Origin of the sequence: Streptomyces sp. NPDC102270, from assembly GCF_044766405.1 — a bacterium.
Classification (GTDB): Bacteria; Actinomycetota; Actinomycetes; order Streptomycetales; family Streptomycetaceae; genus Streptomyces.
Genome location: NZ_JBIWLX010000010.1, coordinates 1 through 22,671, shown reverse-complemented (window position 1 = coordinate 22,671; position 22,671 = coordinate 1). Strand labels below are relative to the sequence as shown.

General features: G+C 69.7%; 22 protein-coding genes and 2 pseudogenes. 10 read left to right on the top strand and 14 right to left on the bottom strand.

Going from position 1 to position 22,671, the window contains the following annotated elements; genetic code table 11:
- The first annotated feature begins 44 nt into the window (after positions 1–44).
- Positions 45–965, top strand: coding sequence for a carbohydrate ABC transporter permease (locus ACIRP7_RS21720; protein WP_403661874.1), 921 nt, complete (start codon positions 45–47; stop codon positions 963–965).
- On the opposite strand, the gene ACIRP7_RS21715 is transcribed toward ACIRP7_RS21720, so the two are convergent.
- Positions 851–1,429, bottom strand: coding sequence for a hypothetical protein (locus tag ACIRP7_RS21715; protein WP_403661871.1), 579 nt, complete (start codon positions 1,427–1,429; stop codon positions 851–853). The genes ACIRP7_RS21720 and ACIRP7_RS21715 overlap by 115 nt on opposite strands.
- A complete protein-coding gene (locus ACIRP7_RS21710) occupies positions 1,426–2,334 on the bottom strand; it encodes a glycoside hydrolase family 2 TIM barrel-domain containing protein (RefSeq protein WP_403661868.1) in 909 nt (302 codons plus the stop codon). The genes ACIRP7_RS21715 and ACIRP7_RS21710 overlap by 4 nt, the downstream gene beginning before the upstream one ends.
- A 140-nt stretch (positions 2,335–2,474) precedes the next feature.
- Between ACIRP7_RS21710 and ACIRP7_RS21705 the strand changes: the two genes are divergently transcribed.
- The 5 genes from ACIRP7_RS21705 (at position 2,475) to ACIRP7_RS21685 (ending at position 7,721) form a co-directional block, all read left to right on the top strand.
- A complete protein-coding gene (locus ACIRP7_RS21705; protein WP_403661865.1) occupies positions 2,475–3,098 on the top strand; it encodes a cellulase-like family protein in 624 nt (207 codons plus the stop codon).
- The gene (locus tag ACIRP7_RS21700) at positions 3,095–3,766 is read left to right on the top strand and encodes a cellulase-like family protein (protein WP_403661862.1); all 672 of its coding nucleotides are present in this window, start codon (positions 3,095–3,097) and stop codon (positions 3,764–3,766) included. The genes ACIRP7_RS21705 and ACIRP7_RS21700 overlap by 4 nt, the downstream gene beginning before the upstream one ends.
- Positions 3,767–4,097: 331 nt before the next feature.
- On the top strand, positions 4,098–5,120 hold the full coding sequence (locus tag ACIRP7_RS21695; RefSeq protein ID WP_403661859.1) for a LacI family DNA-binding transcriptional regulator: 1,023 nt from the start codon (positions 4,098–4,100) through the stop codon (positions 5,118–5,120).
- A 164-nt stretch (positions 5,121–5,284) separates the two neighbouring features.
- Complete coding sequence (locus tag ACIRP7_RS21690) at positions 5,285–6,412, top strand: cellulose binding domain-containing protein (protein ID WP_403661856.1); 1,128 nt, start codon at positions 5,285–5,287, stop codon at positions 6,410–6,412.
- A gap of 139 nt (positions 6,413–6,551) precedes the next feature.
- Positions 6,552–7,721, top strand: a complete 1,170-nt coding sequence (locus ACIRP7_RS21685) for a serine hydrolase domain-containing protein (RefSeq protein ID WP_403661853.1) — start codon at positions 6,552–6,554, stop codon at positions 7,719–7,721.
- Between the two features lie 65 nt (positions 7,722–7,786).
- Here ACIRP7_RS21685 and ACIRP7_RS21680 read toward each other — a convergent pair whose 3' ends face one another.
- From ACIRP7_RS21680 to ACIRP7_RS21660, 5 genes are all read right to left on the bottom strand, one after another.
- The gene (locus tag ACIRP7_RS21680) at positions 7,787–8,983 is read right to left on the bottom strand and encodes an NAD(P)/FAD-dependent oxidoreductase (protein ID WP_403661850.1); all 1,197 of its coding nucleotides are present in this window, start codon (positions 8,981–8,983) and stop codon (positions 7,787–7,789) included.
- 115 nt (positions 8,984–9,098) lie between these two features.
- Positions 9,099–10,046 (bottom strand): RNA polymerase sigma-70 factor, encoded by a 948-nt coding sequence (locus tag ACIRP7_RS21675; RefSeq protein ID WP_403661847.1) that lies wholly within the window; start codon positions 10,044–10,046, stop codon positions 9,099–9,101.
- A 65-nt stretch (positions 10,047–10,111) separates the two neighbouring features.
- On the bottom strand, positions 10,112–11,290 hold the full coding sequence (locus ACIRP7_RS21670; protein WP_403661844.1) for a cytochrome P450: 1,179 nt from the start codon (positions 11,288–11,290) through the stop codon (positions 10,112–10,114).
- Between the two features lie 173 nt (positions 11,291–11,463).
- Positions 11,464–12,876: a dihydrolipoyl dehydrogenase gene (gene lpdA, locus ACIRP7_RS21665; protein WP_403661841.1), complete on the bottom strand. Its 1,413-nt coding sequence runs from the start codon at positions 12,874–12,876 to the stop codon at positions 11,464–11,466.
- Between the two features lie 244 nt (positions 12,877–13,120).
- On the bottom strand, positions 13,121–13,780 hold the full coding sequence (locus ACIRP7_RS21660; RefSeq protein WP_403662684.1) for a hypothetical protein: 660 nt from the start codon (positions 13,778–13,780) through the stop codon (positions 13,121–13,123).
- Positions 13,781–13,843: 63 nt separating this feature from the next.
- Here ACIRP7_RS21660 and ACIRP7_RS21655 point away from each other — a divergent pair, with 63 nt between their 5' ends.
- Together ACIRP7_RS21655 and ACIRP7_RS21650 are read left to right on the top strand one after the other, a co-directional pair.
- Entirely contained in the window at positions 13,844–14,272 is a 429-nt protein-coding gene (locus ACIRP7_RS21655; RefSeq protein ID WP_403661838.1) for a VOC family protein, read from the top strand.
- A gap of 35 nt (positions 14,273–14,307) precedes the next feature.
- A pseudogene (locus tag ACIRP7_RS21650) lies at positions 14,308–14,853 on the top strand (AAA family ATPase).
- A gap of 1 nt (position 14,854) precedes the next feature.
- Here the strand turns inward: ACIRP7_RS21650 and ACIRP7_RS21645 are convergent.
- Entirely contained in the window at positions 14,855–15,745 is an 891-nt protein-coding gene (locus tag ACIRP7_RS21645) for an aminoglycoside phosphotransferase family protein (RefSeq protein WP_403662681.1), read from the bottom strand.
- A gap of 181 nt (positions 15,746–15,926) precedes the next feature.
- A complete protein-coding gene (locus tag ACIRP7_RS21640) occupies positions 15,927–18,194 on the bottom strand; it encodes a M4 family metallopeptidase (RefSeq protein ID WP_403661835.1) in 2,268 nt (755 codons plus the stop codon).
- Positions 18,195–18,677: 483 nt separating this feature from the next.
- On the opposite strand from ACIRP7_RS21640, the gene ACIRP7_RS21635 reads away from it, so the two are divergent.
- Entirely contained in the window at positions 18,678–19,958 is a 1,281-nt protein-coding gene (locus ACIRP7_RS21635) for a PP2C family protein-serine/threonine phosphatase (RefSeq protein WP_403661832.1), read from the top strand.
- A 3-nt stretch (positions 19,959–19,961) separates the two neighbouring features.
- On the opposite strand, the gene ACIRP7_RS21630 is transcribed toward ACIRP7_RS21635, so the two are convergent.
- Positions 19,962–20,228 (bottom strand): ANTAR domain-containing protein, encoded by a 267-nt coding sequence (locus ACIRP7_RS21630; protein ID WP_403661830.1) that lies wholly within the window; start codon positions 20,226–20,228, stop codon positions 19,962–19,964.
- Between the two features lie 297 nt (positions 20,229–20,525).
- Positions 20,526–20,987: an SPW repeat protein gene (locus ACIRP7_RS21625; protein WP_403661827.1), complete on the bottom strand. Its 462-nt coding sequence runs from the start codon at positions 20,985–20,987 to the stop codon at positions 20,526–20,528.
- A gap of 311 nt (positions 20,988–21,298) precedes the next feature.
- Between ACIRP7_RS21625 and ACIRP7_RS21620 the strand changes: the two genes are divergently transcribed.
- Positions 21,299–21,496 carry a hypothetical protein gene (locus ACIRP7_RS21620; RefSeq protein WP_403661824.1) on the top strand — a complete coding sequence of 66 codons (198 nt, stop codon included), beginning with the start codon at positions 21,299–21,301 and terminating at the stop codon, positions 21,494–21,496.
- 71 nt (positions 21,497–21,567) lie between these two features.
- Here the strand turns inward: ACIRP7_RS21620 and ACIRP7_RS21615 are convergent, their stop codons facing one another.
- From ACIRP7_RS21615 to ACIRP7_RS21605, 3 genes and pseudogenes are all read right to left on the bottom strand, one after another.
- Positions 21,568–21,975, bottom strand: a complete 408-nt coding sequence (locus tag ACIRP7_RS21615) for a hypothetical protein (protein ID WP_403661820.1) — start codon at positions 21,973–21,975, stop codon at positions 21,568–21,570.
- 166 nt (positions 21,976–22,141) lie between these two features.
- The gene (locus ACIRP7_RS21610) at positions 22,142–22,519 is read right to left on the bottom strand and encodes a hypothetical protein (protein WP_403661817.1); all 378 of its coding nucleotides are present in this window, start codon (positions 22,517–22,519) and stop codon (positions 22,142–22,144) included.
- Positions 22,516–22,671: pseudogene (locus ACIRP7_RS21605) on the bottom strand (cytochrome c oxidase subunit I); the annotation flags it as partial. The gene ACIRP7_RS21610 and the pseudogene ACIRP7_RS21605, both read right to left, overlap by 4 nt.

Genomic DNA, 22,671 nt, shown 5'->3' with positions numbered 1-22,671 from the left:
ATATATCTTGACGGGGCGGTGACACCGCTCCGAAACTGACCGGCATGCGTCAGGCACCTTCAGTACGAAGCCAGGAAGGACCTCCTCCACATGAGCCGCGCCACACCCCGCCGCCGAAGCCGGGGCGCACTCGCCGTGACCCTTGCATCCTGGTCACCGGCCTGCTGGTGGCGGCCGCCGGGTACTTCCTGCTCCCGGTGTTCTGGCTGGCCGTGGCATCCACCAAGTCCACCGGCCACCTGTTCGGCAGCTTCGGGCTGTGGTTCTCCCATCCCCGGTTCCTGAGCAATCTGCGCCAGGTGATCACCTACGACCATGCGATCGACCTGCGCTGGGCCGCCAACAGCCTCCTGTACGCGGGGGTCGGCGCAGCCGTGGCGACGCTGCTGGCCGCGATGTCCGGCTACGCGCCGGCCAAGTTCTCCTTCGCCGGCCGCGACACGATCTTCAACATCGTGCTGGGTGGCGTCCTGATCCCTGCCACGGCGCTGGCGCTGCCCATGTACCTGCTGTTCAGCAAGGCAGGCCTGGCCAACACCTACTGGGCCGTGCTGCTGCCGAGCTTCGTCAGTCCCTTCGGCGTGTACCTGTGCCGGATCTACGCCGCGGCATCCATACCGGACGAGCTGCTGGAGGCGGCCCGCATCGACGGCGCGGGAGAGATCCGCATCTTCACGGTCGTCGTTCTGCGCATCATGACGCCCGCACTGGTGACGATCTTCCTCTTCCAGTTCGTGGGCATCTGGAACAACTATTTCCTGCCGCTGGTCATGCTGTCCGACTCCAAGCTGTACCCCATCACGCTCGGTCTGACCTCGTGGCAGTCCTTCGCCGACCGCCAACCGCAGCTCTACCAGCTGACCGTCTCAGGTGCCTTCGTCTCCGTCGTCCCGCTGATGATCGCCATGGTCGCCCTGCAGCGCTTCTGGCGCAGCGGTCTGACCGAGGGCAGTGTCAAGGGGTGAGACACGGCCGCCTTCCGGAAGGCGTCGTAGACCAGCTTGGGCCGCTCCTCCGCGAAGGTCAGCAGGCCCATCACGGAGATCCCGTTGTAGTCCTGGTTGTACCCGGCCCGCTCCTTGTAGTCCTTGAGCACCCAGTAGGTGAACCCGGCCACGAACGCGCTGCGCGCGGTCACCTGTTCCCAGTGGGCGGTGAAGCTCGCCGCCTGCCACTCCTCCGTGCCCTGTGTCGTGGCGGCGCCATGGGTGCCGGCCACGGCCCAGGTGCCGTTCTCGGTGATCAGGATCGGCTGGTCGGGATACTTCGCGTGGACCGCGTCCAGGGTGGGACCGAGGTCGGCGTCCTTGCCGTAGAAGTAGCCGAAGTACTCGTTGAACCCGATCACGTCGGCGAGGTCGAAGGCGGGGTCGTTGCTGGTGTTGGAGGCCCAGGTCACGGGGCGGGCGGTGAGGTCGACCGCGTTCACGGCCGCCTGAGGTCGGCGAGCCAGGCACGGTAGACGGGGGCGCCGTTCGCGTCGATCTCCGACTCGTTCTGCAGTCCCCAGAGGATCACCGAGGGGTAGTTGTGCTGGTTCCACGCCATGGTCAGGGCCAGGGCGCGGGCGAGGCCGTAGCACTCGGTCTGCAGCCGCTCCTGGGCGGTGTTGAGCCACATGGTGTCGATGTCGTCCATCACCAGCACGCCGTGCTCGTCCGCCCAGTCGTACACGTACGGATGGCGGTTGTAGACGCAGTTGCGGATGAAGTTGGCGCCCACCGCCGTCACATGGCCCAGCTCCCGGTCGTACTCGGCCGGTGTCATCGCCCTGCCGTGTGCGGCTGTCTCCTCGTGCCAGTTGAGGCCCTTGAGGAACAGTGGCTTGCCGTTCAGCCGCAACTGGGCGTCGGCGATGGTCAGTTCGCGCATGCCGTACACGGTGGACAGCGTGTCCACGCGCGCGCCCGAGGCCCGGCCGGCGGTCAGGGTGGCCCGGGCGGTGAGCGTGTGCGGTGAGGCCGGGCTCCATCGCGGGGCGTCGGGGACCTGGAGCGAGACGCGTACGACGCCCGCGGACCGGGCGGCGATCCGGGCCGCGACCACGGTGGGCCGGGCGCCGCTTCCGTGGCCGGGATCCAGGGTGAGTCGGCCTTCGAAGTCCCGGGCGCTGTGGTTCTCGACGACCGCGTGGGTCTCGAGACGCCCGTTCGCGGCTCTCACCAGCAGTTTGGCGATGGTGACCTGCGGAACCGCCTCGATCCGGGCCGCCCGGGTCAGCCCCGCGTAGGGCCAGTGGTCGACGGGTTTGTAGGGCAGCTCGTGGTCGTCGGTGACCGGCTGCGCGGTGGCGGCCGTGTAGTCGGTGTAGCTCGCCCGGCGGAAGACCCGCACGGCGATCGTCGGACGGTGGCCCGGCCGCAGTGCCCCGGACGCGGAAGCGCGAAAGGGGAGTTGGCGCCCTCGTGCTTGCCGGGATGCGTTCCGTCGAGCCGCCGACGGCGTCCTATCGCACACGAACGACGGGTGACCTCATGACCGCCACACAGCAGCAAGCCACCGCGAGCGAGCCCACGGGCCGGCTCGCCATCACCCTGTGGGACTTCAGCTGGTACACACAGGCAGGACCCGGCGAGCCGTTCGCCGACCTCGACCGCGCCTTCGCCGAGACGGTGGACCGCGGCTTCAACACCGTGCGCATCTGCGCCATGCCCTTCCTGCTGTTCTCCGGACGCGTCCCCTCCCCGGAGTCCATCCAGGTCCGCGGTCTGGGCGAGCAGTTCGGGCAGCGCACCCGGTGGTACGACGTGCGCGGCGGCTACCCGCTGGACGGCCTCCAGAGGCTCGTCGAGCTGTTCGAAGCGGCCGCCCGCCACGACTGCAAGGTGATCGTCTCCTCGTGGGAGTACCAGCAGTCCCCCAGCTTCGCCGACACCGACGCCTGGCACCGCGCCCTGGCCGAGGTCCCCGGCCCCGACCGCGCGGAAGCGGTGGCCGAAGCCCTCGCCGGCCTGCTGGACTTCCTCACCGAGCGCGGACTGGCCGGCCCCGTCGCCTACGTCGAAGTGCACAACGAGGTCGACAACTGCGACCTGGTGCCGACGGACGGCACCCCCGGCCACTACGCCCGGCTGCGCGGCCCCTCGAGCGCGCCGTGAAGCTCCTGCAGGCACGCCACCCGGACATCCCCGTCACCTACTCCCTGGGCGAGCCCTGGCCCGGCGAACTCGACGACCTGCCGGAGCAGGCGCAGATCGCGCACTTCCACTTCTACGTCTACGGCGTGCTCGGCGCGCTGTACGAGGCGGTCGGACTCGGCCACGGCACCGAGGCGGCACCCGCGACGGCCACTTGGCCGACCCCCGAACTGGCCGCCATGCTGCGGCCCGACGCGCCCGCCTTCGACGACTACCAGCCGGACGAGCCCTGGCGGCTGGCCGCCACCGGCATCCCGCGCGAACTGTTCTACGCACACGACTGGGTCGACCCGGACCGCTGGGACCTGTGGCTCTACGAGAACTATCCGGCGCACCGGCAGTCCATGCGGGAGACCCTGGCCCAATGGGTCGACTCCGTCGCCGAGTTCGCCCGCCGCCGCGGCATCCCCGCCGTCCTCGGTGAGGGCGTCGTGGGCTACACCCCGCTGCTGACGCGCTTCGAGGAGGACGCCCTCGGCAAGGACATCGCCGAGTTCGTCGTCGACCGTTGCCTCACGGCAGGCTTCCAGGGCGTCGTCCTGACCTCGAACGCGGCCCCGCAGGACCCCATGTGGCACACCGACCGGGACTGGATGCGGAAGGTCAACGCCCGTATCACCACTGCCTGAACGCGGCCCCGGGGGGGGGGGGGGGGGGGGGGGGGGGGGGGGGGGGGGGGGGGGGGGGGGGGGGGGGGGGGGGGGGGGGGGGGGGGCCGCGCCCCCGCCCCCCCCCCCGCCCGCCCCCCCCCCCCCCCCCGCCCCCCGGGCCCGGGGGGGGGGGGCCCCCCCCGACGCGGTGACGGCGCTCCTTGTGGGGCCGGAACCGAGCCCTCACCCCGTTCGGGAGCGCTCCCAACAACGGGCGGCACAGCGGCCGTTCACAGCCGCTCCCCCTGGTGAAGTCGTGTGCGCGATCCCCTCCCGCCGGTAAGATCGGTGATCTCTTGGGGGAGGTCGCATGGGCAGACGACGCCCGGGGGCACCGACGCTGGAGGAGGTGGCCGCCCACGCGCGGGTGGGACGGGGCACGGTCTCCCGCGTCATCAACAACGCGGCGGGCGTGAAGGAGTCGACACGTCGTGCCGTGCAGCAGGCCATCGACGAACTCGGTTACGTGCCCAACCTCGCGGCCCGCTCCCTGGCCGGGCGGCGGGCCGACGCCGTCGCCCTGGTCATGACGGAGCCGGACTGGCGGCAGTTCGCGGAGCCCTTCTTCTCCGAGATCGTCACCTCGCTCGGGGACGCCCTGACCGACACCGGAATGCAGCTGATGCTGACCCTGGTGCGCTCGGACGCCGAACGGCAGCGCTTCCTCGAGTACGCGCGCGGCGGCCGGGTCGACGGCGTCCTGCTGATGTCCGTACACGCCGGTGATCCGCTGCCGGACATGCTCGCCGAGGCCCGGTTGCCGACCGTGCTGCTGGGGCGCCGCTCCGGTGACGAGTACGTCAGCTACGTCGACATGGACAACGTCGGCGGTGCGCGCAGTGCCGTCTCCCACCTTGTGCAGCGGGGCCGCAGGGTCATCGCCACCATCACCGGGCCGCTCGACCTGCACGCCGCACAGTGCCGGCTGCGCGGCTACGAAGAGGCGCTGGCGCTGGCGGGCCTGAAGGCCGAGCGGACCCGCGTAGCCGAAAGCGACTTCACGGCGGAGAGCGGGCGTCGTGCCATGGCCGAGCTCCTCGAACGGCATCCGGACATCGACGGCGTCCTCGCCGCGTCGGACACCACGGCCGCGGGAGCCCTGGAGGCCCTGCGCGCGGCCGGACGCCGGGTGCCCGAGGACGTCGCCGTGATCGGCTTCGACGACTTTCCGCTCGCTCAGCGGACCGAACCGCGGCTGACCACCGTGCGTCAGCCGATCGAGGAGGTCGGGCGGGCCATGATCCGACTGCTCCTGGAGGAGATGGAGGAGGGTGCCGTGGCCTGGCGTCACGTCATCCTCCGTACGGAACTGGTGGTCCGCGAGTCGACCTGACGCAGGCCGTCACGATCGGTTCAACGAGTTCCTGCTCTCAGTCTTGTCATGTTCCTGCCCATTCTCTACAGTCCTGCCGAAACCAGCATTGGGAGCGCTCCCATTCATTAGGGCACGGGAACGTCTCCCCGTCACCCCCTCCCCCACGCCTGAAGAGGATCCGCATGCGTCCTTCACCGCACCATGCCCGCCGCGCGCGTGGCCTGCTCGGCGCGCTGCTCACCTCGCTCGTCTCGCTCGCCGCGCTGCTGACCACCGCCCCCCTCGCGCAGGCCGACACCACAGTCTGCGAGGCCTTCGGTTCGACGACCATCCAGGGCCGGTACGTGGTCCAGAACAACCGCTGGGGCACCAGCGCGACCCAGTGCATCACGGCGACCGACTCGGGGTTCAGGATCACCCAGGCCGACGGATCCGTCCCGACGAACGGCGCCCCGAAGTCGTATCCGTCCCTCTTCAACGGCTGCCACTACACCAACTGCTCTCCCGGCACCCAGCTTCCCGCTCAGCTCAGCGCCATCTCCACCGCGCCGTCGAGCATCTCCTTCAACTACGTCAACAACGCGGTGTACGACGCCGCGTACGACATCTGGCTCGACCCCACGCCCCGCACCGACGGCGTGAACCGGACCGAGATCATGATCTGGTTCAACAGGGTCGGATCCGTCCAGCCCATCGGCTCCCCGGTCGGCAACGCCAACGTGGGCGGGCGCACCTGGCAGGTGTGGTCCGGCAGCAACGGCACGAACGACGTCCTGTCCTTCGTCGCGCCGTCGGCGATCAGCAGCTGGAACTTCGACGTCATGGACTTCGCCCGCCAGGCCGTCTCCCGCGGACTCGCGCAGAACAACTGGTACCTGACGAGTGTTCAGGCCGGTTTCGAACCCTGGCAGAACGGCGCCGGGCTCGCCGTGACCTCGTTCTCCTCCACCGTCAACAAGGGCTCCTCCAGTGACCCGGGCACCCCGGGCGGCGCCACGGCCTGCAAGGTGGCGTACGGGGCGAACGCCTGGCAGGGCGGCTTCACCGCCGACGTCACCATCACCAACACCGGCACCTCCCCCGTCAGCGGCTGGAAGCTCGCGTTCACCCTGCCCTCCGGGCAGCAGATCACCAACGCCTGGAACGCGAGCCTCTCCGGGTCGTCCGGAGCGGTCACAGCGAGCAATGTGAGCCACAACAGCGAGCTGGCGCCCGGCGGCCAGGCGACCTTCGGGTTCCAGGGCACCTCCAGCGGAACCTTCGCCAAGCCCTCCGCCTTCACCCTGAACGGCACCGCCTGCACCACCTGATCCAGCCTCTCCCTCCGAGGCTCGCCCGATCCGCCCACGGCGCCCGGCGAGCCTCGGAGGGCGGGTCAGGGTGTGATCCGGGATCACTCCGGGAGGACCCCGATGTCGGGGGTCCGTGCCCGCGGGCAGGATGTCGCGTATGACCCCAACCCGCATCTCCCGCAGGTCGTTTGTGAGCGTCGCCGTGTCGGGGGCGGCCGCGCTGGCCGCCCCCGCGGTACTGCCCGTGCAGCGGGCGACCGCCGCCTTACCCGTGCCGCTCCCGCCCCTGGACCCCGCCGCTCTGCAGGCGGCGATCGACGACCTGGAGCACCCGCCGTCGACCGCGGCCCAGCTGCGCGTCGGCGGCACTGCCGGCCACTGGCGAGGAACCTCCGGAGTGGCCGACATCCGAACGCAGCGTCCGGTGTCAGCGGACGACAGGGTCCGGATCGGCAGCATCACCAAGGCCTTCGTCGCCACGGTGGTGCTGCAACTGGTGGCGGAGCGACGGATCACCCTGGACGCGCCGGTACGCCACGTCCTGCCGGGGCTGCTGCCGGCCCGGTTCGCGGCTGTCACCCTGGCGCACCTGCTGAACCACACCAGCGGGCTGCCCGACCGCGTCGGCATTCCGGACCCGCACACCGCGGAGGAGGTGTTCCGCCACCGCTTCGACCACTGGACACCGCGGGAGTGGGTGGCGACGGCGACCCACGGACCGCTGAAGTTCACCCCCGGCACCCGGCAGGAGTACCGCGGCATCAACTACGTACTCGCCGCGCTGATCATCGAAAGGCTGACCGGCCGCTCGTACGGGGAGGCCGTCGCGGCCCGCATCCTGCGTCCACTGGGCCTGGCGCGTACGGTCGTACCGGGCGACGACCCGCGCATCCACGGCCGGCACGTGCACGGTTACCTGACAATGGCCGACGGCAGCCTGCGGGACATCACCACGTACGACCAGTCGTCCAGCCGGGGCGAGGGCGACATGATCTCCACCACGGACGATCTGGACCGCATGCTCTCCGCGCTGTTCTCCGGCGAGTTGCTGCCGCCGGAGCTGCTTCAGCTGATGTTCACCCTGCCGCCCGACGAGGTACGGATGCTGGACGGCTCCCCAGCCCGCTACAGCACCGGACTGCAGCAGGCCACTGTCAACGGCGTCACCCTCTGGGGCAAGACCGGGGAGACATACGGCTACAAGAACGCCGCCTTCTCCACTCGCGACCAGCAGCGCCGCTTCGTCCTCGCCTACCACCCGACGACCGCCCGCGACGGCGGTGAGAGCCAGATGATCGCTCGGGTCGCCGACCTGCTCACCACCTGACGACGACCGGCCGCGGAGGACACCGCGGCGGTCCGGGCCCTCCGTGCCGCGCGGCGCCACGTGGTTCACGCCGCCATGCGTGCGGTCGCCTTGGAACCCGCGCGCTCGGCCACCGCTCGCCGCCGTCGCACCGGAATGCCCAGCGTCGGGTTGGCCACACCCCAGACCGCGCCCTTGCAGACCAACTCCTTGTAGCGAGCCGCGAAGCGGCCGGTCAGGGCGTGGTCCACGGCGCGGTCGTCGGCGGTGACGAACTGGATCAGGCCGTCCTTTCGCCCCAGCGAGATGCACTGGTTGAAGTAGCGCAGCGGGGCGTTCGGCAGCTTGCCGTCGGTCAGGCGGGCGGCGATGGAGTCGGCGGCCTGCCAGGCCATGGGAGTACCCGAGGCGCAGGACATGCGCAGGGGCTTGTCGCCCGCGCCCAGCGCATGGCCGGCGTCGCCGATCGCGTACACGTCCGGGTGCGAGACCGAGCGCATCGTCGCGTCGACCACGATGCGGCCGCTGTCCGCGAGTTCCAGGCCGGTGGCAGCGGCCAGCGGGTGGACGGCGAAACCCGTCGTCCAGACGGTGACGGCAGCCGGGAAGGTCCGGCCGTCAGCGGTCGTGACACGGTCCGCCCCGACGGCGGTCACCGCGGCGTTCTCGTACACCGTGATCCCGAGCCCGTCGATGACCTTGCGCAGGTGCGCGCGACCCTTCGGGGAGAGCCAGTCGCCCAGTTCGGCGCGTGTGGCCAGGGTGACATCGAGGTCCGGGCGGGCCTCGGCCAGCTCCGTCACGAACTCCAGACCGGTCAGACCACCACCCACGACGAGGACGGTCTCGCCCTCGGCGAGCCCTGCCAGGCGCTCACGCAGCCGCAGCGCGCCGGGGCGGCTCGCGATCTGGTGGGCGTACTCGGCGACACCCGGGACGCCGTGGTCGTTCCCGCCGCTGCCGAGGGCGTAGACGAGGGTGTCGTACGCCAGTTCGGCGGTGCCCTCCGTGCTCTGCACCGCGACCGTCTTGCGGTCCACGTCGATCGACGTGACCTTCGCGAGCTCCACCTCGACGCCCGTGCCCGCGAACATCTCGCGCAGCGGACGCGGTGCGAGCTCCTGCCCCACGGCCAGCTGGTGCATCCGGACCCGCTCGACGAAATCGGGCTCGGCGTTGACGAGGGTGATGGCGACGTCCTCCCGGCGCAACCGCTTGGCCAGTCGGCCTGCCGCGATCGCCCCGGAGTAGCCGGCGCCGAGAACGATGATCCGGTGCTGCATCTTCCTGCTCCTGTCTGCGCGGGTCCCGGCGCCTTCTGGCCCGGTCACGCCCCTTGAACCGGACAGCCCGCCGATACCTGACAGAAGAATGGAGTGACTTGCGTCATATGAGGGATCAGAGGGCTTCGGTCACGACCGGAGGACCGAAATCGCCCGCCGCCCAGCGCTGTGCAGCCCGCTCCAGCTTGTCCGGGTTGACCTGGCTGCGGACCGCGACGATCCCCTCCTGCGTCCGCTCCAGACACATGATGCCGACGACCCGCCCGTCGACCACCACGACGACCGCGGGCTCGCCGTTGGCCGTGGCGGCGTAGAGGTCGGGCGAGCCGCCGATCAGATCCCGCTTGGCCTGGGCCGGCTTGAACAGCCCGCGCAGGAACTTCGCCACCGTGCGTGCGCCCTCGAAGGCACTGGCCCGGGCCGGCACCTTCCCGCCGCCGTCGCCCACCGCGATGGCGTCAGAGGTGAGCAGCTTGATCAGCGGCTGGGTCTCCCCACTGGTCGCCGCGGCGAGGAACTCCTCGACGATCCGGCGCGCGGCCGCCTCGTCGATCTCGACGCGTGCCCTGTCCTGCGCCACATGCTTCTTCGCGCGATGGAAGATCTGCTGGCTGGCCGCCTCGCTGAGGTCCAGGATCTCGGCGATCTCCCGGTGGGAGTACGCGAACGCCTCGCGCAGCACGTACACCGCGCGCTCGTTCGGCGAGAGGCGCTCCAGAAGAACCATCACGGCGTACGACACCGACTCGCGCTGCTCGGCCGTCTCCGCGGGGCCCAGCATCGGGTCCCCGTCGAGCAACGGTTCGGGCAGCCACTGGCCGACATAGGTCTCGCGGCGCGCACGGGCCGATGTGAGCTGGTTGAGGCAGAGGTTGGTGAGCACCTTGGTCAGCCATGCCTCGGGCACCTCGATGCGCTCGGCATCGGCGGCCTGCCATCGCAGATAGGTCTCCTGCACGGCGTCCTCGGCCTCGCTCGAGGAGCCGAGCATGCGATAGGCGATGGCCTCGAGACGCGGCCTGGCCGCCTCGAACCGGTCCACGTCGTCGAAGGTCAGGGCCATGCGGAGATCTTATCCGGCGGTGCCCGCGGTTACACGGCAGTTGCTGGTCCATGAAGCCCTGCAGGTCACACCAGGACAGGAAGCGATGCGAGGCCGCGAACGAGACGAGTGTGCCGCCACCGCAGTTGATCAGGCGGTACGGCAAGTCGGATGCCGGGAAACCGGGTCAGTACCGCTCGCAGGGCGATCTCCGCCTCGGCCTTCGCCAGGGGCGCGCCGACACAGCGGTGGATGCCGTGGCCGAAGCCGAGATGCGCGGAGGCGTCCCGGTCCAGGTCGAGGAGGTCCGGCGAAGGGAACCGTTCGGGGTCGCGGTTGGCCGCGCCGAGAGCGACCCATACGGGGGCACCGGGCGGGATGTCGGTACCGCCGAGTGTGACGGCCTCGGTGGTGAACCGGAAGGTGGCCGTACTGACCGGGGAATCGAACCGGAGCAGTTCGTCCAGCACGGCCGGCACGTCGTCCGGATTCTGCTCGAGGCGGTGCAACTCGGCCGGGCTCCGCAGCAACGCCAGTGCGGCGTTGCCGAGGAAGTTGGTCGTGGTCTCGTGTCCGGCCACGAGCAACAGCACGGCCAGAGAGACGAGTTCCTCCTCGCTCAGCTGCTCGGCTCCGTCGCGAGCCGCGATGAGCCGGTCGAGAAGAGAGTCACCGGGGTGCAGGCGCTTGGCCGCGATCAGGCCCGTCATGTAGTCGGCCATGGAGTGCGAGGCCGCGTCGATGACGTCCGGCCTGCCTGCCGCGAACAGCTCTCCGGACCAGCGCCGCACGTCGGGCCGGTCTGCCTCGGGGACGCCCAGCAGCTCACAGATCACGACGACGGGCAGCGGCACCGCCAGGCCGGTCACGAAGTCGACCTGCTCTCCGACGGGCCACTGGTCCAGCAGCTCTTCGGTGAGGCGGGCGATGAACGGACGCAGCTGTGCGACGGCTTTGGCGGTGAACGCCTTGGTCACCAGCTTGCGCAGCCGGGTGTGCCGGGGTGGGTCGCTGGCCAGCATGGTGTGCGCCACCGCGGAGTGCAGACGGCGCCGTGACGCCTTGTCCGCGAAGAAGACGGCCGTGTCCTTCGAGAGCCGGGGGTCGCCGAGGGCTTCCCTGGCCTCCGCGTATCCGGTGACCAGGTAGCCGGCGCGGCCGCCCGACTCGGCGGGGAGAGACTGCACCGGGCAACTGGACCGCATGGCCGCGTAGACGGGGTACGGGTCCTGGAGGAAGCGGGGGTCCTGAGTCGGGTCGGTCATGCTTCCAGCCTCCAACCGGCTCGGGCTCACCGCCGTCGGCGACACGCCCAACACAGGCCGGATACAGGTCAGTTACCGGTAGGAGCCCCCGCCTGGCGGACCATCCGCCCCGTGGCCCCGTCTGTCGGAGAAGAGCGCCCTCTCCTGCGTGGCCCGCAAAGGGCGCAGCGCCCCTACATGTTGATCATGTGGCCGGCGAGCCCGTGGACGGCTTCCTTGACCGCCTCGCCCAGCGTCGGGTGGGCGTGGACGTTGCGGGCGACCTCGTGGACGGTCAGGTCCCACTGCTGGGCCAGGGTCAGTTCGGGCAGGAGTTCGGTGACGTCCGGGCCGATGAGGTGTCCGCCGAGGAGTTCGCCGTACTTGCCGTCGCTGATCAGCTTCACGAAGCCGGTCGCGTCGCCCAGGCCCTGCGCCTTGCCGTTCGCGGTGAACGGGAACTTGGCGACCTGGACGTCGAAGCCCTTCTCCCGGGCCTGCGCCTCGGTGTAACCGAAGCTCGCGATCTGCGGCTGGCAGAACGTGGCGCGCGGGATCATGACGTAGTCGAGTTCCATGGTCTCGGCGTCCGCGAGCGTCTCGGCGGCGACCATGCCCATCGACTCGGCGGCGTGCGCCAGCATCAGCTTCGCGGTGACGTCACCGATGGCGTAGATGTGCGGGACGGAGGTGCGGCAGCGGCCGTCGACGTCGATCGCGCCGCGCTCGGTGACGGTCACGTCGGTCTTCTCCAGGCCGTAGCCGGTGACGTTCGGGGCGAAGCCGATCGCCTGCAGGACCTTGTCGGCCTCCAGCACCTTCTGAGCGCCGTCCTTGCCGGTGACCGTGACGCGGACCTGCGGGCCGGACTCGTCGATCGACTCGACCCGGGTCGAGGTGAGCACGTCGATGCCCAGCCTCCGGTACTGCTTGGCCAGTTCGGCCGAGACCTCGGCGTCCTCCAGCGGTGCGACCCGGTCCAGGAACTCGACGATCGTCACCTTCACGCCGTAGTTGTGCAGCACGTAGGCGAACTCGATGCCGATCGCGCCGGCGCCCGCGATCACGATGGACTGCGGCAGGTCCTCGGCCAGGATCTGCTCCTCGAACGTCACCACGCGCGAGGTGCGGCGGGTGCCCGGCAGCAGTTTGGGGGTGGCGCCGGTGGCGATGATGCAGTGGTCGAAGCCGATGGTGCGGGTGTTGCCGTCGTAGTCGGCCACCTGGAGGGTGTGCGGGTCGAGGAACGTGCCACGGCCGTTGATCTCCGTGATCTTGTTCTTCTTCATCAGGTAGTGGACGCCCTTGACCCGGCCGTCCGCGACCTTCCGGCTGCGCCGGAAAGCCTCCCCGTAGTCGAAGGAGACCTCCCCGTCCACCTTGATGCCGAAGGTCTTCGCCTCGCGCGTGAAGATGTGCGCGAGCTCGGCGTTGCGCAGCAGGGCCTTGGTGGGGATACAGCCCACGTTCAGACAGACACCACCCCAGTACTTCTCCTCGACCACCGCGACGCGCTTGCCCAGTTGGGCGGCCCTGATGGCGGCGACGTACCCGCCGGGGCCCGCGCCGAGTACGACGACGTCGAAGTGCTCGTCCTGCTCGTCCATGGACGGCTTCCTTCCGATCGGACAACCTGTTCAACCACTCGACCGAGCCGGCGGAGGACGAGGGAGGCGACCATGTGGTCGACCACCTCGGCGACAGCGGCCCTGGCATCCACTTCAGCATCCCGCTGACGTGATCTATGCCCGCGAAATCGTCACTGGTCCGACAACATCTCACCGACTCCACGGATGGCCCTCTCGCCGCGAGGTGACCGGCCCTGCCGAGCGGAAGGCGATGCTCTCCCGGTCATTTGATCGGCTTCAGAGTCTCGGAGCGGACCCGGAGCGTGGTCCTGGCGGCCGACCTAAGGTCGAGGTCGGCGTTCACGGCACCGAAGGTCATCTCGGCCACCAGGGCCGAGGTGTTGCCGTCCGCCCAGGCGCAGACCGGATAGGTGATCGTCAGGGCGGGCCGCTTCCGCGTGAGCACCTCGCAGCTGATCCTGACGGCCGACCCCGCCGGGGTGACGTCCCTCGGTGGTACGGATACCGTCGCGCCGCCGGCCTCACCGTCGCGCTTCAACGCCTCGGCACGGGTCCTGGCCTGGTGCTCGAACCGGCCGTAGAAGCCTGTGATCACCAACGCGCCCTTGGCCGGGTCGCCGCCCAGGCTGTACTCCCCCACGACACCATGAGTGATCTTGGCATCCCGGATACCGGTCGATTCCTTCTCGATCCTCCGGCCCACGGAGCCGGAGAGATCCCTGGCGAGTTCATAACGGCCGTCGAGGAGCGTCCTGGGCAGAACCAGCGCGAAGTGGGCCTCGGGAAAACCGCTTTCGGTCTTCACTCCGATCACCACCAGCGTCAACAGGATCGCCAGGACGACCACGAAGGCCGCGCCCGCGATCCCGATCACCAGACCGACGCGGGGCGATGGGGGTGGTGGCGATGGCGATGGCGGCATGGACACGCCAGCGACGGTACTGCATGGGGTTGAGCGTCAGTGAGGCGCCAATATGGTGGACCGATGACGTCGATCAAGAAGTTCCAGGTCACCTTCGACTGCGCAGAACCCGAGCGTCTCGCTCGTTTCTGGTGCGAGGTGCTGGGGTACGTCGTACCGCCGCCGCCGGAGGGGTTTGCCACTTGGGACGATTTCAAGGGCTCGCAGCCGCCTGAGCAGCGCGATTCCTGGTTCGCCTGCGTTGATCCCTCAGGCGTGGGCCCACGGCTGTACTTCCAGCGCGTCCCTGAGGGGAAGGCCGCCAAGAACCGGGTGCATCTCGATGTACGAGTCGGCACCGGACTCGTGGGGGAAGAGCGCCTCGCCGCGCTTGAGGCCGAATGCGAACGGCTGGTCCCGCTCGGCGCGGTACACGTGCGAACGCTGTACGACGGCAACGACTCCTGCATCCCGATGCTGGACATCGAGGGCAACGAGTTCTGTATCGACTGAGGGCCGCCACCTGGACTCCGTGACAGGATCTCGGGGTGTCGACGTTGTTCCTGACGGTCGGCCTGCCCGGGGCCGGAAAGACCACGAGGGCTCGACAGTTGGCCGCGGAGCACAGCGCGCTGCGGCTGACGCCTGACGCCTGACGCCTGACGCCTGACGAGTGGATGCTCCCGCTGTTCGGTGATCCGCAGCCGGCCGGGAAGCGCGATGTGCTGGAAGGACGGCTGCTGTGGCTGGGTCTCGAGGCGCTGAAGCCGGGAACGAACGTGGTCCTGGATTTCGGATGCTGGTCTCGTGACGAGAGGTCCGCGATCCGCTGGTTGGTGGTGTCTGTGGGCGCGTCCTGTCAACTCGTGTACGTGCCGGTGGACCATGAGACCCAACGTGCTCGGATCGCCCATCGCCGGTCGACCGCCCCTGATCAGACCTTCGTGATGAGCGAGGCGGACCTCTTGCACTGGAGGACGCTGTTCGAGGAGCCCGACCCCACGGAACTGGATGGACATGAGGTAGGAGGTCCGCCTCCCGGGTGGTCAGGATGGCTGGCGTGGGCCGCAGCTCGGTGGCCCTCGCTCGCGTAGATCACTCCATCGACTCCAGGATGCGGTCGAGCGTCCGGCGCCCCATTGCACTCATCGTCGGATTGCTTTCGAGGTAGTACCAGACAACACCCATCGCCTGTTCGAACGCCCACGCCTTGCCGCGCTCCCACTCCAAGTCGTCACAGGCCAGTGTCCGCCGGAGCAGTCCCCGCGGGCCCGGCTGCAGGAGGTGCCAGGCGCTGACGAGATCCAGCGCGGGATCGGCCGGGCCGAAACCGCCGGTGTCGAGTACGCCGCTGAGCCGGTCTCCCGCGACCAGTACATTGCCGGGAATCAAGTCACCATGGCTCATCACGTCGGCACCCGTGCGGGGCAACTCCCGGAAACGGCTCCACAATCGGCGCATCCGGGGCACGTCGAGCAGCCCCTCACTCTCCTCGAAGCACTCCGCCATCCAATCGTCGTGGTGCGCGAGAACACCGCCACGATTTTCGCCACTGAAGAGCCGACCCCCCGTGTCAACGCCTCGCAGGGCTGCGATGAATGCCGCGAGGTCCTCGGCAAAGGCGTCCGACCCGCTCGGATCGCCATCAGTGGCGACCGTTCCCGGCAGCCATGTCTGGACCGACCACGGCATGGGGTAACCCGCTCCGGGCTTTCCCAGGGCGACGGGTTCCGGGACGGGGAACGGAGACACCTTTGCCAGCTCCGCGCTCGCCCGGGCTTCCTGTTCCAGAACCGTCGACGTCTCGGCAGCGTCGGCCGGGCGCAGAGGGAAACGCGCAGAGAGGTCCTCCCCGATACGGAAGATGGCGTTGACCGTCCCGGTCGACGGTACGAGTCGGATCGCCTTGCCGCTCCACCGAGGGAACTGTTCCTGGATCAAGGCCGCGACCATCTCGGGCGTCACGTCCACTTGGTCATCGTGCATGGTCACTCCCGCAGGTCCTCCCACCAGCCCCATGCGAAACGCCCGAAGCAGCCGGATCAACTGAGACGACAGCCAGTATTCATACGCCACGGTCCGGATGGAACTGGGTTTTGCGGAACCCCGCTGCCCGGGCCCCTCGGGGCCCGGGCAGCGGGGTTCCGGTGGTGCCGGTGGCGCCGCGTCAGGGGGTGAGCTGCCAGCGAGCGATGTATCCGACGTCGATGGACGCCCGGTCCTGTACGCGCAACTTCCAGGTGCCGTTGAGCGGTTGTGCGGAGGCGTCGACCGTGAAGGTCTGGTCGACGTTGTCGGCGGAGCCTCCGCTGCGGTTGAGCAGGGAGTAGACGGTGCCGTCGGGGCCGACGAGGTCGACGGTCAGGTCTCCGCGGTAGGTGTGGACGATGTCGACGTAGACCTTGGTGGTCGTGGAGGCGTTGCCGTCGCGGTCCGTGATGGTCACGGGGGACTCCACGGCGGCCCCGTTGTCGGGGATGTCGACTCGGGAGGCGTTGGCGTAGACGTAGGCGATCTGCCAGCTGAAGCCGACCGAGGCGGTCGCTCCCGTGCTGTCGGTGACCTTGATCGTGACATCGCCGGTGCCGAGTGTGGTCGGGGTGCCGCTGATCAGACCGCTCGGACTGATGGTCAGCCCGTCCGGCAGGCCGGTGGCCTCATAGGTCAGCGAGGCGCCGGTGTTGGTGGTGTAGGCGTCCAGCTGCAGGCTGACGACCTGGTTGACGCCGCTGATCTGGTCCGCCACCGGCGCGAGGTTCACGCCGAGGGCGATGCGGTTGCCGACGTTGATCGCGGCCCAGGCGTCGGCGACGGCGAGGTAGGTCGGGCTGTAGGCGCCGAACAGGTCCGCGGCGGCCGCCAGGGTGGCGGTGCGGGCGCCCGCGTAGTTCGTCGTCGAGGTCATGTACGTCGTCAGCGCCCGGTACCAGATCGCGGCCGCGTTCTCGATGCCGATGCCGCTGACGGCCTGACCGTCGTAGGTCGGGCTGTCGTACGAGACGCCGTTGACGGTCTTGGCGCCGCTGCCCTCGGAGAGCAGGTAGAAGAAGTGGTTCGCCGGCCCGGAGGAGTAGTGGACGTCGACGCCGCCCAGGGTGGAGCTCCAACTGTCGCGGGAGGAGCCGTCCTTGGAGGGTTTGTCCATGTAACGCAGGGGCGTGCCGTCGCCGTTGATGTCGATCTTCTCGCCGACGAGGTAGTCACCGGGGTCGGCTGCGAGGTTGGCGTGGAACTCGACGGCCGCCGCGAAGATGTCGGAGGTCGCCTCGTTCAGGCCGCCGGACTCCCCCGAGTAGACCAGACCCGCGGTGGCGGCGGTGACCCCGTGGCTCATCTCGTGGGCGGCCACGTCGAGCGCGGTCAGCGGGTGGGTGTTGCCCGAGCCGTCGCCGTACGTCATGCAGAAGCAGGAGTCCTGCCAGAAGGCGTTGACGTAGTTGCTGCCGTAGTGGGCGCGGCTGTAGGCGGCGACCCCGTCGTTGCGGATGCCGTTGCGGCCGTAGGCCTCCTTGTAGAAGTCCCAGGTGGCCGCGGCGCCGAAGGCCACGTCGACGCCTGCGGTCTGGCGGTCGGACGGCAGACCGTTGCCCCAGACATCGTTGTCGTCGGTGAACAGGGTGCCGGTGCCCGAGGTGCCCTGGCCCAGGTCGTACGTCCGGTGGCCGGCGCGGTCGGGGTCTGCGAGCTGGTACGTCGACCCGGACAGGGTGGTGCCGAGCGGGACCGTGCCCACGTACTGGCCGGTGCCGGAACCGGTGTGCACCTTCTCGGCAGTCAGGAGTTCCTTGCCGGTGGCGGCATCGGTGACGACCTGCAGCTCACTGGGCGTGCCGTCCTTCTGGACGCCTTCGACGACGGTCTCCCAGGCCAGCACGGGCTTGCCCGTTCCGGCCCAGACGACGGCACGAGAGGCGTCGGCCACCTTGGCGCCCCTGACCTGATCGTGCTTCGAGGCGGCGAGGGCCTTGGCGGCGGCGCCTGCGGCCGTGACCTTCGGGCTGAGCGAGGGCAGCGACAGCTGCGCCGCGTTGGCCCTGGTGACGGTCGTACGGCCGCTGTTGTCGTGCACGACCAAGTCGCCGCCCAGGACGGGCAGGCCGGCGAAGGTGCGTTCGTAGCGGGTGTGCGTGGTGCCGTCGGCGTCCCTGGTGACGTCCTTGACGACGAGCCTCTCCTTGGCGCCGAGGCCGATGCGCTGCGCGGTTCCGGCCGCCTCGGACCGGGCGCTCCTGATCAGGGCGGTTCGGCGGGCGGGGGACAGCGGGGGCTGGGCGGCGCCGGCCCGAGGCGTGGCGGTGATCTTCGCGTTTGCCGGATGCGCCGGAGCCGCGGTGGCGGAGTCCGGGACGGCGAGGGCGAGCAGGGAGCCGACGGCCGCCAGAGCGAGGCCGGTGAGGCGTCTGGGGCGCACGAGGGCGTTCTGTCGCAGGGGCAAGGAGGTTCTCCTTCGGTACGACGGCCGACCCGTGGTGGGGGCCGTGGACGAGACGGCCCGGCGGGGTACGCCGGTCCGGGGCGCTGCACGGCATGCGGGTGGAAGGAGGTGGGGGGTGATGAATCTGTGAGGGGGCTGTGAATTCCCGGAGCAGACTGACATCGCGGACTCATTTTTGTCATGCAGGCCTCAAATCAACGGCTTGAATTGATCAGGCACGTCAGGCAAATCGGTACACACGTCGGCCGGTTTTCGGCCTCGGCGAACGCCGTGTGCCGCCCCGTTCCCGCGCCTCTGCCGACTGACTTTCGGACAGCTGGTCGACGCACTCCCGGTTCACCGTGGCCCGCCGGGCACCGGCTCGCAGTTCCCGCACCAGCGGAAGCGAGATGTTGGCGCGGGCCGTGGTGGGTACTGGAGAGAAGCGAATATCGGGGTATCTCGGGTATCGGTGAGTATTCGCTGCGCGATTGCCGTGCGGAGATGAGGGCAGTGGTGGCGGATCACGAAGAAGCGGTGCAGAGCATGCTGGCCGATCTGCTGATCGGCAGCCACCTGATGTCGTTCGAGCGCATGCCCTCGCTGGTGGCCGAGAATGCCGCGCGCGCCGGATTCAGTGACGTGCGGATCTACCTCGGTGATCTCCAACGCAGCGTCCTTCGCCTGCTCACCGGCAAGGGCCTGGACGCTGCCCAGGACGCGCCCGAGGGGATCGCGGAGCTGACCGTGGAGGGCACCGTCGCGGGCCGCGCCTATCAGTACGGCCGCACGATGGCCACCGGTGATGTCCACCCCGGCGCCCACGGCTGGTGGGTGCCGCTGCTGGACGGCGCGGAGCGGCTCGGCGTGCTGCATGTGACCTCCCCGAGGGACGACGCGCAGACGCGGCGGGACATGTACGCGCTGGCGTCCCTGGTGGCCCTGCTCGTCGTCGGCACACGAGACGTCAGCGATTCCTACGCCCGCTTCAGCCGAGTGAGGCCGATGAACGTCGCCGCCGAGATGCAGTGGACCCTGATGCCGCCGCGTACCTACGCCGACGGCCGGGTCGTCATCGGCGCGGCGATGGAACCCGCGTACGAGGTCAGCGGCGACGCCTACGACTACGCCGTTGCCGACAACGTCGTACACCTGTCGATGTTCGATGCGATGGGCCACGACACCGCGGCCGGCATCACCGCCAACCTCGCCCTGGGCGCCTGCCGCAACCACCGCAGGCAGAACACCCCGCTGTCCGCCCTCGGGGACGCCGTCGAACAGGTTCTGCTGGAACAGTTCGGGACCAGCCGCTACGTCACCGGCATCCTCGCCGACCTCGACACCTCCACCGGCATGCTGACCTGGGTCAACCGCGGCCACCGTCCGCCCATCGTGATCCGCGGCGGCCGATGGACGTCTCTCCTGCGGTGCCCGCCCGCCCACCCGATGGGCACCGACCTGCACCTGCCCACCACCGTCTGCCACGAGCAGCTCCAGCCCGGCGACCGGCTCGTCCTGTACACCGACGGCATCACAGAAGCCCGTACCGCCGAAGGACGGGAGTTCGGCGTGCACCGGTTCATCGACTTCCTCGTCCGCCACCACGCCGACCAGCTCTCCGTCCCCGAGACCCTGCGCCGCCTCATTCGCGCCCTCCTCAAGCACCACGACGACCGGCTCCACGACGACGCCAGCCTCCTGGTGTGCGAATGGCTCGGCCCCGACACCCACCTGTCCCGCGCCGCACCACTCGCCGGAATCCCGCTGCCCGACGATCACAGCTGACGGCTACGGACGGGGGCCGCGAGGTGAGGGGTCGGGTGGGTCCCGCGGCGGTCTGCCGAAGCCTGCGACCAGATCGGTGCACACATCGAAGAAGGTGAGTCTGCGGTCGCGGGCGGTGGCGCGCAGCGTCTCCCGTGCCTGAGCACTGGTTCGGTGCCGCTGGGCCATGACGATGCCGACCGCCTGGTTGATCACACAGTGTCGGCGCAGTGCCTGCTGGAGATGGGCTGCAGTGGAGGCGTCGGCCCAGCCGCCGTCGGGGAAGGCCATGACGATCCGTTCCGCGGGCCGGTGGCCCGCTGGCCGGGACAGTGGAAGCGGTCACCGAGGTCCACGGGTTCCTACCTCGCAGGGCCACATCCCGGCGTACGGTCGACACCCAGCCCCCAGAGGGAGGCTTGGCGAAATGAGCCGTACACCCCCACAGTCCTCCTACGACGGACTCCGCACAACCACGGCGTTTCCGTCCCCGTGCCAGGTACGCGGACGACCCGGTACCCGGGCGCGATAGGCCCGGGTACCGGGTCACTCAGGTCGTTCCCTCCGATCGGTGGGCGCCGCGGGATGTCAGCTCCGGCCGGCGCCGTACGACATCGAAGCACCGCGCTCCTCGCCGCGCCGCATATCGCCGGCGAGGGCGCTGGCCGCCAGCCCCAGCAGCAGTCCGATGGCGCCCACGATGATGTTGCTGACCTCCGACCTGGTGGTGCTGACGTCCCCGGCCACGACCCACGGGGCGACGATGGTCCACACGCCCAGCGCGCAGGCGGCCCAGGCCATGCTGTGCGTGCGCTCGTAAGCGCGGCCGAAGCCGCCGCTCAGCAGCAGGGCGTACGCGATGCCGACGATCAGGTTGTTGACGGCGAGCGTCGACAGGCCGTTGAAGCCGGCGATCCAGGGCGAGGCCGCCAGATACACGCCCGTGAGGAAGGCCAGCGTCTCGACGGCCTGCGCCAGTGGGGTGGTCGTGGCGTGCTCCGCCATCTCGTGGCGCCGACGCATGTCGAGCAGGTCCGGATGGGTTTCCATTGACGAATGAGGAGAGGTGGTCATCTCCGCACCTCCGATAGGGACGGATGGGGTCTTACTGGGCCGCCGAGTACCCCGGGCGACGAGATGAACCGCCGATTCCACATCACGTCTGGGTGTCGGCTCCGCAGCCAAAAAAAGGGGGGTCGGCTCGGCGGCTCGGCCCCTGGGACGCCCCGGCTCTTCCGCGCGCCGAGTCGGGTGGCTTGACGCGAGGAAGGGGGTACGCGGCTCGCAACCCTCGAGCCGGATGGGGGTCTCCCATGACGGCCACGCCACGCCGACATCATCACCCGGCAGAAGGGCCGGTCATGACCGAGCAGTCTGCGTCCGAAGCGCAGGATGAGTGGTACCAGGAGAGCACTCAGGACGACAAGGCGGCCCCGTCCGGAGGTGACGAGCCGTCACGGTCGACACGTCCCTCGCCGGAGGGGGACGGGCAGGCGCCGAACGAGGACGAGGAGCAGCGGCGCAGTAAGGAATGGGAAGCCGGCTGGTCCGGTCCCTGAGAAACGACCGGGCTTGGCCCAGGACGGCCCGCTCACAGGCACCGCCGTCGAACGTGGCGCCGTTGACCGACTCAGGCTCCGAGCTGGGCCACCATCGTGTGCAACGTGCCGGCCAGCACGTCCAGTTCCCGGTCCGTCGGGGAGTCCGTCCCGATGCGGCGGGCCAGTTCCTCGCCGGACATGACGTCCAGTGCGCCCGCGTACCGGTCGGTGTCCCGTTCCGCGGCGGCGATCACCTGGGCGTGGCCCTCGATGAGCACCGTGGCGGAGTCCTCGCGCGCCGCGAGCAGTTCTCGTACGTGGTTGCGGGTGACCGGACCGGACGGCCCGGGCCGCTCGGTGGTCTCGACTCCGGCCAGGGGTGGGTCGTCCGCCGTTCCACCCGGTGGCCCATAGCCCTCGGCGGCGCTCGCCGTCCCTGCTCGCCTCTCTTCGGCCCCGTTGTCACGCTTAGGCCGGGGCGAACGGTACGACGACATGCCGAACGAGTCCGCGGAAAACCGCCCCGGCTACGGGCCGCCCCGGACGACTCCCTCCCGGACGGAAGGGCGGTGCCCGACCGCGCGCGTGCGGTGACGTGCGGGTCCTCCCGTGGGCGTGCCGGGTGCCCGCCGCTCCCGCCACGAAAGGGGGCGCCCGGGGCGCCTAACGCGCCAGCACTTCCGCCGCGGCAGCGAGACCTGTGGCGCAGGTCAGGACTGTGGAGGCGAAGGCGGCATGGCGCCTGAGCAGTGCGCGGCGCAGTTCGCCGTAACAGCTCTCGTACTCCTGCCGTAGTTGATCGGCGCGCCGGACCGTGTCCTGGAGCATGTGACGGGTGAGCTCGACGCGCTGGTTCAGGTAGTGGTGGGTGAGCGCCTCCGCCTGAACAGTGGTCAGCCAGGGCATACGGGCGCACAGTTGCTCGGCTTCACGGCGAGCCTTGTCGTGGTGGCTGCGCAGCAGGAGGTAGCCCTCGGCCTCGGCGGCGAGGGGGGTGGTGACCTGGCCGGGTCGTGAAGCATGTGCCCGGTTGCCGATCATGACCGTTGACCCTCGTGTCCCGGGGCGTCGATGGCGTCGCGCCTGCCGGAGTGCTGCTTCTGGTCGTGTCGGGCGATCTCGGGGTGGTGCAGGTCGAAGGCGGGGGATTCGGAGCGGATGCGGGGCAGGGCGGTGAAGTTGTGGCGTGGCGG